Annotated in this window: 9 protein-coding genes; 2 read left to right on the forward strand and 7 right to left on the reverse strand. The window is 60.0% G+C overall.

The genetic code is table 11. From position 1 onward, the window contains the following. Window positions 1–64: 64 nt before the first annotated feature. From glgA to HPC62_RS10810, 5 genes are all read right to left on the reverse strand, one after another. Entirely contained in the window at window positions 65–1561 is a 1497-nt protein-coding gene (gene glgA, locus HPC62_RS10790; RefSeq protein WP_172355551.1) for a glycogen synthase GlgA, read from the reverse strand. Window positions 1562–1718: 157 nt separating this feature from the next. Then, window positions 1719–2402, reverse strand: coding sequence for a CAP domain-containing protein (locus HPC62_RS23420; RefSeq protein ID WP_225906637.1), 684 nt, complete (start codon window positions 2400–2402; stop codon window positions 1719–1721). Between the two features lie 336 nt (window positions 2403–2738). Then, window positions 2739–3698, reverse strand: a complete 960-nt coding sequence (hemC, locus tag HPC62_RS10800; protein WP_172355553.1) for a hydroxymethylbilane synthase — start codon at window positions 3696–3698, stop codon at window positions 2739–2741. A gap of 198 nt (window positions 3699–3896) precedes the next feature. After that, window positions 3897–4778, reverse strand: a complete 882-nt coding sequence (gene murI, locus HPC62_RS10805) for a glutamate racemase (protein ID WP_172355555.1) — start codon at window positions 4776–4778, stop codon at window positions 3897–3899. Between the two features lie 111 nt (window positions 4779–4889). Beyond that, window positions 4890–6785: an N-acetylmuramoyl-L-alanine amidase gene (locus tag HPC62_RS10810; RefSeq protein ID WP_225906636.1), complete on the reverse strand. Its 1896-nt coding sequence runs from the start codon at window positions 6783–6785 to the stop codon at window positions 4890–4892. Between the two features lie 623 nt (window positions 6786–7408). Here HPC62_RS10810 and HPC62_RS10815 point away from each other — a divergent pair. Both HPC62_RS10815 and HPC62_RS10820 read left to right on the forward strand, forming a co-directional pair. Continuing rightward, window positions 7409–8632 carry a 5-(carboxyamino)imidazole ribonucleotide synthase gene (locus tag HPC62_RS10815; protein WP_205369652.1) on the forward strand — a complete coding sequence of 408 codons (1224 nt, stop codon included), beginning with the start codon at window positions 7409–7411 and terminating at the stop codon, window positions 8630–8632. A 320-nt stretch (window positions 8633–8952) separates the two neighbouring features. Continuing rightward, window positions 8953–9378, forward strand: coding sequence for a hypothetical protein (locus HPC62_RS10820; RefSeq protein WP_172355559.1), 426 nt, complete (start codon window positions 8953–8955; stop codon window positions 9376–9378). 71 nt (window positions 9379–9449) lie between these two features. Here the strand turns inward: HPC62_RS10820 and HPC62_RS10825 are convergent, their stop codons facing one another. Together HPC62_RS10825 and HPC62_RS10830 are read right to left on the reverse strand one after the other, a co-directional pair. Next, the gene (locus HPC62_RS10825; protein ID WP_172355561.1) at window positions 9450–12164 is read right to left on the reverse strand and encodes a hypothetical protein; all 2715 of its coding nucleotides are present in this window, start codon (window positions 12162–12164) and stop codon (window positions 9450–9452) included. Between the two features lie 48 nt (window positions 12165–12212). Then, a complete protein-coding gene (locus HPC62_RS10830) occupies window positions 12213–13613 on the reverse strand; it encodes a glycosyltransferase family 4 protein (RefSeq protein WP_205369646.1) in 1401 nt (466 codons plus the stop codon). Window positions 13614–13643: the final 30 nt, after the last annotated feature.

Consider the following 13643-nt stretch of genomic DNA (forward strand, 5'->3'; position numbering starts at 1 on the left):
GACGAGGGTTTGGGGATCTGGCTGCATAGCTCCAGGGAGAATGAGACAGATCCCCATGATTCGGCTAGGCGACCTTTTCCTTGGCAGCGGCTTCGGCAGTTGCATCTGGAGTTGCTGCGTCGGGAGTTGGATGCTCCGAAGTCGCAGCGGCTTCATCGGCTTCGGCCTGCGGCTCATCATCCGACTCTGGCAACCCCTTGATGCGGCGGTAGATCTTCTCGTACTCGCGGGCTGAGTGATCCCAGGCAAAATCCTGACGCATAGCCCGCTGCTGGAGCGATCGCCACTGGTCTTTGTACTGGAAGCCTTCCCAGGCGCGGATCATGCAGGTATACAGATCCAGCGGCTCGTAGCGGTCAAAGCAGTAGCCCGTGCCTTCATTTTCTGAGGGGACGTGGTGCTGCACCGTGTCCACTAGGCCACCCGTGCGCCGCACGATGGGAATCGAGCCATAGCGCATGGCAATCATCTGGCTGATGCCACAGGGTTCAAATCGCGACGGCATCAAGAAGGCATCGGTGCCTGCATAGATGCGACGGGCTAGGGTGTCATTGTGCAGTAAGTACACGGCAACGCGGCCAGGGTGGCGCGAGGCAATATGCCATAGCTCGGTTTCATAATAGCGATCGCCCGTGCCCAGCACCACCACCTGACCATCCGTATAGGAGATGAATCGATCCAGCATTTGGATCACTAGATCCAGACCCTTCTGTTCCACCAGGCGCGTCACCATGCCCAGCAAAAAGGCCTTGGAATTCACCTCTAGCCCCAGTTCTTCTTGCAGCGCAATTTTGTTTTCGCGGCGGTTTTCCAAAGTATCGGCAGTAAAGTTTTGCGGAATCTGGCGATCGCGCTCTGGGTCAAACAGCCCTTGGTCAATGCCGTTGAGAATCCCCACGAGCTTGCCGCTAATGTAGGACAGCAGCCCTTCTAGCTGTTCGCCATACTCCGGCGTTTTGATTTGCTCGGCATAGGTCGGCGAAACCGTCGTCACCATATCCGCAAACTGCACCGCCGCCGCCATCGTGTTGTGCCCCTGCATATACCACGGGCACCAGGTCATCTGCTCCAGTCGCCAGCGCCACGGCCCCTGATAGGCCAGGTTGTGAATCGTGAAAACGGTCTTGATGTCTTCGGTTTCGTGCATCCACACGGGAATCATGCCCGCGTGCCAGTCATGACAGTGAATCACGTCCGGTCGCCAATAGTTCCAGGCAAACTCGGAAGCTGCATTGGCAAACAGCGTGAACCGCCAGTCTTCGTCTTCCCCGTAGTAGATGCGGCGGGGCATAAAGGAGGGATGCCCAAACAGATAAACCGGGACATCGGTTCTGGGCAGCTTGCTTTCAAAAATTTTGAAATTCTGAAACATTGCCGTGCCAGACCAGACGGGCTTTTTGGGAATTTCCATCTTGTCTGGCAAAAAGCCGTAGTAGGGCATAAAGATGCGAACATCGTGCCCCATCTGCCGCAGCACCTTGGGCAGTGCGCCCACCACATCGCCCATGCCGCCTGCTTTTGCCACCGGGGCCGCTTCGGCCGCCACAAACAAAATTCGCATCGTGACCCCCCTGAGTCTCCCGAACGTCTCGGTTGTGCGTTCATCCTCTAGCGCAACGCACAACACCTAAACCCTAGCAAGTTTCGGTAACGTTTTCGTAATTATTTTAGGACTGATCCCGTCGGCGGGGAGTTCGCAGGGGGGGGTAGCTGAGGGACTAATAAACGCGGCGACCGTAGTAATTTCCGGGCGGGCTATAGCGACAAACTAGGATATCGTTGCCGCCTGCGGTGGAGAGGGCACAGCCGACGTGGGTGGTGTCGCGCCAGATGATTTGGGTATAGTGCCCTACATCGGCCCAGTTGCCAGTCGTGCTGACGTTAGGGAAGGTGCCCGGACGAAAATGCCGCTTTTCGTCGCCCCAGCCCGCCACCATGTCGTCGTAGGAAAAGTAGCCCGACGTGCCCATCCACAGATTTTCGCCCTCGCCCGTGCCCTGGCTGTGAACCAATCGACGGCCGCCCCGTGCGGCCAGTTCGTTTGCCCAGCCTTGGGCATTTTGCGCCAGTTGGTCTGACCATCGCAGCGGCGGCAGGTTTAGCTCGGTGCGATAGCGATTGTGAGAAGCCAGCATAGTGTCCACAAAGGCTTCGTCCGAGCGGTCGGCTCGCCGCTGAGGGGCTTCGCGCCATCCCGATGCCCGTCGCCCTAAAGGATGCCATTCCAGAGAAGACTCAGATGGCTCAGATGACTCAAATGATGACTCAAACGATTGCTCGGATAATCGCTCAAACCAGGTCAAGGCCTGCTCTGTGGCGATCGCCTGTTGGTGGAGCCAGCCCATGCCCAGCAGCAGCAGACCGCCCAACCCAGCGAAACCCGTTCTCAGCCCTTTATCCATAATGGCCTCTGGGATTGTTTCTAGACTCGTTTTAGGAAGATCGGGCGATCGCCCCTCAGTTGACGCACCAGTTGACGCACAGAAACAGGCATGAACAACAACAGGCATGAACAACCGGGCGATCGCACTACTTCTGAAGATGCATCGCCAATTGGAGAAGTTCCTGATTTGGACAGGACTTACGCATTTGCGATAAGTTTTCTGGGCTTTGGAGGATTTCTCGCGGGCGCAGCCCGCGAGAAATCCTCCAACTGCGTAAGTCCTATTGGAGCGAGAGTTCAGACGATGCGGTCACTTAACCAATGTGGTCACTTAACCGATGCGGTCACTCAACCTCTAACCCCGCTGAATCGTGGCAAAGATTTCATCCAGCACGGCCTGTGCGCCCTGCTCCTTGAGCCGATGGGCCAGGTCAATGCCCAACTGCTCGGCAGTGTCGGGTGCGCCCGAAACCGTATCTTTAATGAGCGTTTGTCCATCCAGGCTGGCCACCAGTCCGGTCAGCGTCAGCGTGTCGCCCTCAATAACGGTGTGAACCCCGATGGGAACCTGACAGCCGCCCTCTAGCTCTCGCAGAAAAGCGCGTTCGGCATAGCAGCGCTGGGCAGTGGGGGTATGCTCCAGCACCTTTAGCACACTGAGGATTTCCGGGTCTTCGGTGCGGCATTCGATGCCCAGAGCGCCCTGCCCCACCGCATGAAGCGACACATCGCTGGGAATGTTTTGGTGAATGCGATCGCCCATGCCCAGCCGCTTCAGCCCCGCCACCGCCAGGATCAGCGCATCATATTCGCCCGCATCCAGCTTGGCCAGCCGCGTGTTCAGGTTGCCCCGCACGTCTTTGAAGGCCAGGTGCGGGTAGTGGTGTCGCAGTTGCGCCAGCCGCCGCAGCGACGACGTGCCAATCACCGCGCCCTCTGGCAGGGTGTCAAGCTGCTTGTCTTGATGCTTTTCATGCACCACCAGCGCATCGGCAGGGTCTTCGCGCTCAGTCACGCAGCCCAGCATCAGCCCCTCCGGCAGGCGCGTCGGCAAGTCCTTGAGCGAATGCACGGCAAAGTCGATGTCGCCGTTCAGCATCCCCACCTCTAGCTCTTTGGTAAACAGCCCCTTGTCGCCAATCTTGGCCAGCGCCACGTCCAGAATTTTGTCACCTTGGGTACTCATGGTGTGAACCTCAAAGGTGTGCCCCGGAAAGGCTTTTTGTAGCTCGGACTGCACCCAGTGGGTTTGCACTAGGGCAAGTTGACTTTTACGAGAACCGATGCGAACGGTGCGGGGAGGACTGGCGATCATGTGCAAAGAAGTGTGTACAAAAACAGCGGAATGTTAAGCAAGCCTTAGATTTGAGGCATTTTGAGCCAACTACCAGCTTACCGTAGGGTGGCCCACCCCAAGGGTGAATGCAGGGGAATTCACTGAGGAATTGGCCGGAGAATTCCAAGCGCGGAGAATTCCAAGGGCGATCGCCCCACCCTAGTCCTAGCTTTGCATTCACTCCGAGGTTTCCAGCGGGGCGATTCGTGAAGCGATTCCTTCAGAAATCGCCCTTACCGTCGAGATTGCAGGGGTCACAGCGGTTAAGTCCACCCGCTCGGTGATGGGCAAATAGCCGAGCCACTGCTGCGAAAGTTGAGCAAAGCTCTCTGGGCAGCCGCTGACGCAAAACCGAGCCGTGCGATTAGCATAGAGATTTCGCAGCCCCAGCAGATCTAGCTCTCGCGCCGCCGCCCGCACCACATGCACCGCCGGATCGACAAACTGCACCGTCGGCGGCAAGAGGGATCGCAGCACGGGTTTCAAATGCGGATAGTGCGTACAGCCAAAGACCAGCGTATCAATCTGCGCCTGAATCAGCGGCTCCAGATAGCGCTGAGCCACTTGTCGGGTGTAGGGGTCGTGAACCCGGTTTTGCTCAATCAGCGGCACAAACTCCGGACAGCCTACCTGCCAAACGGCGATCGCCTCGTCAATTTCATGAATCGCCTGTCGATAGGCATCGCTAGCCGCCGTAAAGGGCGTGGCAATCACCCCAATTCGCCGCCCCCGCTGCACGGCCGCCCGTGCCCCCGGCAAAATTACGCCCAAAATCGGCATCGGAAACTCGGCCCGCACCACGTCCAGCGCCTTGGCAGAACTGGTGTTGCAGGCTACTACCACCATCTTCACCCGCTGCTGCGTCATCCAGGTCAAGATCTCCCGCACAAATTGCAGCAGTTCCTCCTCCAAGCGGGTTCCATAGGGCAGCCGCGCCGTGTCGCCAAAATACAGCACCGATTCATTCGGAAGCTGGCGCTGGATTTCCCGCAGCACCGTCAGCCCGCCCACGCCGCTATCAAACACCCCGATGGGGGCCTGGGCATCGCCTGTTTTCAAGAGGACGGATTCGCAAAATGTCCCGTTTGTTTCAGGAGAAAGGGGGTCTGAGGCACGATTAACCGATTCTGAGAACGAGGCAGAGTTAGACACAGGCTGCAAACGAAATGTTTAGAAGTTTTGCTGAATATATTGCAAGATACCCTGTGCGATCGCAAATGCCATGCGTTGTTGTCCCTGAGCGCTGCTCAAAAACGCTGCATCCTGCGCTCCAGTTACAAACCCCGTTTCCAGCAATACGGCGGGCATTGAGGTGTTGCGAATCACGTAGAATCGGGCACTCCGCAAGCCGCGATCGTTCAAGCCCGTATTGCGAACCATGCTGTCGTGAATCACGCGGCCCAGCCGTGCCCCCGCTTCCGAGGCGTAGTAGGTTTCAATGCCGTTGACATCGGGGCGATCCATGCTGATGGCGTTGGCGTGAATACTGACGAAAATATTTGCCCGCGCCCGTTCAGCAATTTGCACGCGCGGCTCTAGGTCAATTTCTCGATCGTCTGTGCGAGTCATGACGACCTGCACGCCCTGCTGTTCTAGCAAACGAGCCACCTGAGTTGTAATGGACAAGACAATATCTTTCTCGCGTATCCCGCCAATGCCCACTGCGCCGGGATCTCGACCGCCATGTCCCGCATCTAGCACGACCACGACGCGGCCGGTGGGGACGCGGGGCAGTGTCGTGGTGGGGGGTGTCACGATTGGGGGCGGGGTGGTGGGCGTGGGCGTGGTGGGAGGCTGGGCAGCGCCGCGCAGTTCCAGGGCCAAGAGGCGATCGCTCGGCTGGATCACATCTCGAATCACCACGCCAGCAGCAGGCTGCACCAAAATCGCCACCGTCCGCTCGTCCTCTTGCAACAGGCGCACCTGCTGAATTGAGCTGTTTGCCGTGATTTGCGGGCCAATCACCCGTTCCGCCAGTCGAGCATCAGGAATCGTAATTCGATAAAAAATCCGCCCCCGATCCCAATCGCTGGTGTAGGTAATCGGCTGATCTGCCCGGATGAGCAACTGCTGACCATTACTCGACAACTCCACCGATTGCACTGTCGAAAGACCGCTGACGGGCGGTTGACTAGGGCGCGGCGGCGGGCTGGGCGAGGTGGGAGGGGTGATAGGCGGAGTTGTTGGGGGGAGCGGGGTCGGCGCGGGCTGGGATGGACGGGTCACCACCACGCCGCTGTTGGCACTCAGGCTGGGCAGCAGCACAATCCCCCCAAAATCACTGACACTGGCCTGCCAGCCGCGACGGTTGCGGTCGTTTCGGCGACCCTCCAAGCGCAGCGATAGCCGCACAACGCCATTCCGCTGGGGTTCCAGCCGCAGCCGCTCCACCCCGCGATGGTTGGGCCGCAAATCGCGATTGGTCAACTGGGGCGAAACCTGGGCATTGGCAATGTCGAACTGCACATCTCGCGGATCGCTGTTGCGGCGCAGCGTCAGCCGAGGCACACCCCCGCTGGTGCGGATGAAAAAGCCGTCTTGGGTAATTTGCACCTCGTCAATCTGGGCGGGGCCCGCCGCTGGGGGCGCAGGTGCAGGCGCGGGAGGGTTGGGTGCAGGCAGCGGCGTTCCGGGGGTGGGGGAAGGGCTGCCTGCAACGGGCCCGCCGACAAACTGCGGCGTGGGAATTTGCACAGACCACTCGGTTGGCGTGGCCCCGCGCACCAGCACCCGCTGCGGGTCGAGGGTATAACCGGGCATTAGCTCGATTACGATGCGCGTGGTCTGAGCGTCTACCTGCCCCAGGCGAATTTCCCGAATGCCGCCGGTTCCACTCTGGCGGGTTGTCGAGCGGCCGAGGGTAATTCCTGGCAGGTCAATGACCAAGCGAACAGGGTCGGAAATGAGTTGGGCCCTAGGTTGCACGCCGTCATCAGTAGTAAAGACCAGTCGGTTTTCCGCCGAGTTAAACCGCCAGGATTGCAGCGTGCCCGCTTCAGCAGAAACGGCAATCAGGAGAGACCCTGCAACGCCCAGCACACCAGACAATAACCAAGAAAATCTCACAATCAACCTCTTAAAACACCGATTGGGGAGTTGGGGCAGATGCAGCTGAGTCGCACAAACCTCCATCGCAATCGACCAAAACCGATATTAATCAGGTTTGGCGCAATTGCGATCAGATTTAACTGGAAAAATCTCAAAGAATTGAGAATCGAATCGCCTCCTGAAGAAACCATCCATCATACCGATCTCTGGAGGGTTCAGGGCAGCATCGACGAAACTTGTCTATCGGACGTACCGAGCTTCACATAGGTTTCTAGGTTTGCGGAAATTCCAAAAGCGCAGGTGAAGTACTAGCCCCGTCAGAGGCCTACGCCTGGGGTTGATGCTGTTCAGGACAGTTTTGAGGAATTTGATCTCCGAACCAGCAAGCCTTGGGGGATATCCCCCAAACCCCCTTTGCGGGGGACGAAGCGTCCCCCACGCCCCCTCCTAAGGACTTTCTGGTTTGTCCTGAGAGGTCGCTTCGCATTGCAGAGGCGGCAGGGGTGATTTGCGAAGCGTTCGCGCAAGCGGTGCAGCGCACTTTCTTTTCGGGAATCGTGCTTTGGTTTTTCGAGGGTTTTGGGCAGTCGCTATGTCGCTATACTGATGCAGACAGAATGCTGTGGTGGCGATAGACAGGAATGACAGGGAGCGATGTGAAGCGGGTTGGGGTAATTGGCGGCGGGCAGCTTGCCTGGATGATGGGTGCGGCGGCCAAGAAACTGGGGCTGCATCTCATCGTGCAAACGCCGAATCAGGACGATCCGGCCGTGGGTGTTGCAGAGGAGGTGGTGTTGGCGCAGGTGGAAGATGCATCGGCAACGGCGCATCTGGCCCAGCAGTGTGATGTGATTACATTTGAGAATGAGTTTGTGGATTTGGCGGGACTGGGGGCGATCGCCTCGCAGGGTGTAGAGTTTTTGCCTTCTTTGGGGGCGATCGCTCCTATCCTCGACAAATTCGATCAGCGTTCCTTTTATCAGTCCATCCACGTTCCTACGCCCCGCTTTCAGGCAATCACCCATGCGTCCGAGTTGGATGCGAGCTTTGGGTTTCCGGTAGTGCTAAAGGCGCGGCGACATGGCTATGACGGTTACGGTACGTTTGTTTGCAAAACCTTGGTAGAGCTGGAAGCGCTACTGCAAAAACCGGGACAGTCGTGGCTTGTAGAAGAGTTTGTGCCGTTTGAGCGAGAACTGGCGGTGATAGCGGCGCGGGGGCGATTCCCCCAGGGGTCGCTTCATGAATCCCACGAAATCGCGCTGTATCCGGTGGTGGAGTCGCAGCAGGAACAACAGGTCTGCCGCCGGGTGTATGCGCTGAACGAGTTTTCTGAGAGTGTGACGGAGCAGGTGGGGGCGATCGCCCGCCAGATTCTCACTGCCCTGGATTATGTCGGCGTGCTGGGCATTGAGCTATTTCTGACGACCGACGGGCGTGTGTTGGTCAACGAAATTGCGCCCCGCGTCCACAATTCCGGGCACTACACCCTCGATGCCTGCGCCACCTCACAATTTGAACAACATCTGCGGGCTGTGGCGGGGCTGCCGCTGGGGTCTACGGCGCTCACCTGCGCGGGCGCGGTGATGGTCAATCTGCTGGGCGTTGAAACTCCTGAGTCTGACTATGCTGCTCTGCGCCAGCGGCTTGCTGCAATTCCCCAGGCTCAGGTGTATTGGTATGGCAAATCCGAATCGCGGCCGGGGCGCAAGCTGGGCCATGTCACCGTGTGCTTGCAGCCAGGGCAGGGGCGAGCAGAGGCAGAGGCGATTCCCGTAGGGATCGCTTCGCGAATCGCCCGCCAGGTAGAAGCCATTTGGTATGGCAGGTCAGACTACAGCGTTTTTGAAGCTAGTGAGGCATGAGAGTAAGACAAAAGCCCTCCCCTTTTGTCGTTAGCCCATGCCTAACTTCGCAAGCAAATGCTGTAGCGCCATCCCCCAACGCCAGCCGATCTGGGTTCTGGCACAGCGATCGCCCGACTCTCAGGAATCTTTTCGACCGAGAATGAAGCTACTCGAAGTGCAGACCACAGTACACGCGCTTAACACTCACTGCTGACGTGTTGCTGATGTGTTGCTGACGTGTTGCTAACTTGTTGCTGACGCGCTGCTGAATAGTTTGCACATATCCTGTTGAGTCACTTTGAGTCACTTTGAGTCAAATTTTGAACGCTATGATAAACATGAAACTGAATGGATTGCGACTAGCCTTGGGAACAGGACTGGTAATGGGTCTGTCTATGCCTGCGATCGCCCAAATGGCCGAAGTTCCCACGCCAAATCGCAGCGGCGATTACACGACTGCCATCATGCAGGGAAACCGGGGCAATTACTATAACCGTCGCTGGCTGGTGGTCGATCCAGACCCGACCTATCTAAACTGTCGCCTCAGTCCCAATGGAGTCGTGCGATCGCGCATTGCGCCTGGGGCAATCTTGACGGCCGAGTTTGTGCGAAATGAAGCAATCGTCTTCCAGAATGGCGCTCCCTGGCTGCGGGTGCGCGGTACGGATGCGCTCACCTTTGCCCAGCCGGGACAAACCCTGGGAACGTGCTATGTCCGTGCTAATCGGCAATATATCGCGCCGATCAACGAAGACGCTCGGTAGTGTTGATTTTGGATTTTGGATTTTGGATTTTGGATTGGTGATCTTTGCATGGCTTGTCAAATCACCTCTGCTTAGTCGATTGGCTCGAAGCGCTGTGGAGACGCAAGCCACCGCCGCAGCGTAACGCGATCGCCCTGCGTGATTACTAGGACGGGCGCTGTCTCCCCTTCCAGGCGGGCGATCGCCACCAGTTGCGTATTCGTCGTCAGTTCGTTGTAGACCAGGCTGCCGCTGGCAGAAAAGATCAGCGTGCGGAGCGGGGCATCCGGTGGGGCACTGGATGGGGCACTGGATGGGACAGGGGGGCTGGGCGATGCGCCAAGCAATTCCAGATTGTCTGACTCTTGCGCGGGTTCGGCAGGGGGCGGATCGAGCAGGTCGGGATGCAGCACCAGAATCACCTCCGGCTGGCGATTCGAGTGATCCCTGCGGGAATCGCCCGTCAGGTCGGCAAGCTGCACGCTCCAAGAGCCGAAGGCTTGGGCCAGCGCCTCTGGGTCGTCGGCAGGCGGCAGCGGCAGGTTCGGTCGGGCGCGGCGTAGCTCGGTGGCAAGGGTTCGCAGTATGGCGCTGCCCTGCTGTGGCTGTTGCAGATGGAGGGCGGCCAGGGAGGTGCTGTCGGTGGGCAGTTCCCAGTTGAGCGCGGCATCCGACAGGACGAGATGGGGGCGATTGGCTAGGGAGTCTCCCAGGGGCTGGCCGCTGGCCAGCAGTTGAATAGCACTGCCTTGGAGCCGCAGCGCTCGCACGGTGAGCGGATGGGACTGCATCTGGGCCTGCGGGTTCCAGGTGGTGTACTGGAGCGTGGGGCGATTCCCGTAGGCAGCGCTTTGCGAATCGCCCAGTCCGAGTTGGTTCCACAGAAAACCCGGAGTCAGGCGGCTGGACAACTGAGAAAATGGGGCGTGCTGCCAGGTCGTGCCGTCGTGATAGCGGGTCAGGGAGATGCGATACCACACCTCACCATCGGGCAGCGTTGGCAGGGCAGAGCCATCGGGCGTGTCCCAGTCGCCAGGACGGGGGCTGGGCAGGGGCGTGGCAGTGCCAATCAGGCGGCTGGGGTAGAGGGACTGACCGTGCAGGGGCAACTGGTCGAGGCGGCGCAGAACGGCTTGGGTGCGCGGGTGCAGCGGCGAGGCTGGCGTTTTGGGAATCGGGGCGCGGTTCTGGGTCTGAAGCCAGGCGATCGCCTCGTCGCGTCCCTGCCGCAGCATCACCACCAGCCCGCCGATAAACTGGGCATCGGTGTGGTCGGCATCCACCCGCAACATCGCCTCGGCCCGCTGCCGCCAGCGGTTTGCATCGCCGCCAATCAGCGTCCGCAAATCGGCCCTGTCGCGCAGGGCGGTTTGCAGCAGGGCGATCGCCGCCTCCCATCGGCTGTCGATAATCAGCGTGGCTAGGCGCTGGCTGGGGCTGGCGCGATCGCGCTCGGCCTGGGCGCGGGTGGCGGCGGCGTGCAGCGCAATCAGGTCAAGCTGGGCCTGGGCAGCCGCAGTCCAGGTTTTGGGATTGCGTTTTTTATAGCCCTCCATCCAGGCGCGGGCGTGGCTCCACAGGCCGTTGCGGGCGAGAAACAGCGCATTTTCCAAGCTCTGACTGGCGAAGGGGGGCTGTTCTAGGGCGATCGCCTCCAGCCGCATGATACCACCCTCGGCCGGTTTCACCTGATAAACCGTAAATTGAGGCTCCAGCCCCACGGTCTGATCAACCACCAGTTCTGGCGGGTCATCGCCTGTGACCGCCTGCCAGCGCGGGCGGCGAACCAGGCTACTCCAGGAAATCAGCAGCCGCAGCCGTCGCTGAGCCGCATCGTAATAGCCGATTTGCCCATAGGCGATCGCCTGACTGCCGCGCCGCTGCTGTCCGCTGAGGGAAAACCAGCCGTCGGGTTTGGGCGCATCCCCTTCAATCGGCTCGATCTGTTGCAGGGGCAGGCGACGGGTCGAACCCTGCCCCGCCGGAGCGCCCCCCGGCAGCAGCGACACCACGCCAAATTCCCTGGGGCCCGCCACCGGCAGGCGATCGCCTAGTTGCAGCCGGGTGTCGCTGCTCAGCCGTCCGGCGCTGTCCAGCGGCGTTTCCAGGTGATAAGCCCGCAGTTCGACCAGGTGCAGGCAAGCCTCGGCAGGGTCGGCGCAGCGGGGCTGGACAGCCAGCACAGGCACCAGCACCACGGTTGCCTTTCCAGCCGATGCTCCCCGACCGATCGGCCGCATCAGCGGCGTGCCCAGCGTCCGGTTTTGCTGGGCGGCTTCTGCCTGAATTGCGCCCCAGCTTCGCGGCGTATCGTCGCGGATAAAGGCTTCCCGGTTCCACTCCGGCAGCGCCCAGCCCAGCCAACTGACCCGCCCCGGATTCACAATCAGCCAAAAAGCCGTGCAGCCCGCCATCGCCACGAAACTACCGCTGCCCAGCCAGAGGAGCGTCGCCAGCAGGCTCCCCAGCCAGGGGCGCTGCTTGGGCGGCGGCGGCGACACCAGCAGCTTCACACCGTTGGATTCGACCGGGGGATTTTCGTTTAGAAACGCTTCTTCCCAGTCCTCCAGCGAGTCTTCTAGCGACAGATCGACCGAGCGCGACTCCGGAGCAGGCTGCTTTGCAAATCGCCCCACCCACACATTGACCTTGGGGCGAGGAGCCACCGTCGTTTTCGGAGAGGGCGGTTCTGGCGACACAAAAACCTTGACCCTAGGCGGCGTGAAGCGGAGGTGACGGGCCGCCATAGACGACGAAGACGCGCTCTGCTTTTGGGCTGGACGGGTTCGACGGGCCGGTTTTTTCATCACCGCTGCATCACTCTTCCCAGATGACGTTTGCGAGCGGGGCGGCGCTCAAGGATGCCAGGGTTTCGCAACGGGCGACGGCTCCATCAGCGCCCGCTCGTACTGCTGACCGACCGTTTCCCAGGTGTAGTCGGTCTCCACTAGGGCACGGGCCCGCTGAGACAACTGATGCCGCAGCGTAGGGCTATCAAACAGACGGGCGATCGCCCCTGCATATTCCGTCGGCGTGTTGGCCCGCAGCGCCAGCGACTCCGCCCCCTCGATGGGCAACCCCTCCAGAGCGCGATCGCTCCCCACAATAGGAACACCCACCGCCATCGCTTCCAGGGTTTTGTTTTTAATGCCAAACCCCAGCCGCAGCGGCAGCACACACACCGTTGCTTCCCGCAACACTGCACCCATCTCTGCAACCGCGCCCATCACCTGCACGCCAGGATGCTGCCCCAGCGCCCGCACTGCGGCTGCCGGACGCGCCCCCGCAATGCAAAAAGTGACTTCAGAATAGCGCGATCGCACTAATGGTAATACCGCTTCAGCAAAAAAACACACTGCGTCGATATTATGCGGCGCATCCATCGCCCCTGCGAACACCAGCCGATATCCCCCCGGATCGGCCGCGCGAGGCAAAAAGGCTGCCAAATCAATCCCATTTGGCACCACCTGTACCCAGTCGGGGTCGGCATTGGCAGCGGCAGAATCGGGCCCCAACAAAAAATCCAAAAACTGCTGCCGATCTTCCGCCGTCGTCACCACCACGCGGGAAAACTGTTGCCGAAACCGTCGCTCGTAGCGCTCGATTGTCGGCAAGTAAAGGCGATCGCGCCAGGGATTGGCCGACACGCCCAGCACCAGTTCGGCCCGCGTCCAGCCGACGGCAAAGCTGTGGGCATTTAGCACCGTCCGCACCCGCCGCTGAAACTCCGGCCGCACGTACACCGCATTTGCGCCATGCTCGCAGGTCAGCACGTCAAATCGGCGCTGCTGCACTGCGTCATCCACCCAGGCTTGCAGCGCGGGGCTATGGCGAAAGGCCACGTTCGGCGGAATGCCCCAGAGGTGCGATCGCCCCAGTCGCATCAGCTTGCCCAGGGAATTGCGAAATGAGTCGCCCGGAAAATCGTCCTGAGGCGATTCCCTTAGGGATTGCTCCGCGAGTCGTCCCAGGGGAAAACACACCACCCTTGCGCCCGTTGCTGCCAGTGCCGCCAGATCAGCATCCACGCTCATCGGGGGTTCCGCACCTTCAGCCAACACTTCCAAACCGGTCGCATTCACCCGCTGCGTCAGCAGGGTCACCTCGTGCCGTTGCGCCAGCCATCGCAGCAGGTGGAAGGTTCGCACCTCTGTCCCGCCGCGAGTCGGCGGATAGGGAAAGGTTGAAGACAGCATCACGATCCGCATGGGATGCCAGGGGACTTGGGGCAGGGGTTTAGGGAATTCAAAAGACACGGCCCAACTTTTGAAAATGCGCCAATAAAG

This window comes from Thermoleptolyngbya sichuanensis A183 (assembly GCF_013177315.1).
In the GTDB taxonomy this organism is placed as follows: Bacteria; Cyanobacteriota; Cyanobacteriia; order Elainellales; family Elainellaceae; genus Thermoleptolyngbya; species Thermoleptolyngbya sichuanensis.

What these genes read in the sequence shown, in the direction of transcription:
- glgA (WP_172355551.1), bottom strand. Translation starts at nt 1,561, where the DNA reads ATGCGAATTTTGTTTGTGGCGGCCGAAGCGGCCCCGGTGGCAAAAGCA.
- HPC62_RS23420 (WP_225906637.1), bottom strand. Translation starts at nt 2,402, where the DNA reads ATGGATAAAGGGCTGAGAACGGGTTTCGCTGGGTTGGGCGGTCTGCTG.
- hemC (WP_172355553.1), bottom strand. Translation starts at nt 3,698, where the DNA reads ATGATCGCCAGTCCTCCCCGCACCGTTCGCATCGGTTCTCGTAAAAGT.
- HPC62_RS10815 (WP_205369652.1), top strand. Translation starts at nt 7,409, where the DNA reads ATGACAGGGAGCGATGTGAAGCGGGTTGGGGTAATTGGCGGCGGGCAG.
- HPC62_RS10820 (WP_172355559.1), top strand. Translation starts at nt 8,953, where the DNA reads ATGAAACTGAATGGATTGCGACTAGCCTTGGGAACAGGACTGGTAATG.
- HPC62_RS10825 (WP_172355561.1), bottom strand. Translation starts at nt 12,164, where the DNA reads ATGAAAAAACCGGCCCGTCGAACCCGTCCAGCCCAAAAGCAGAGCGCG.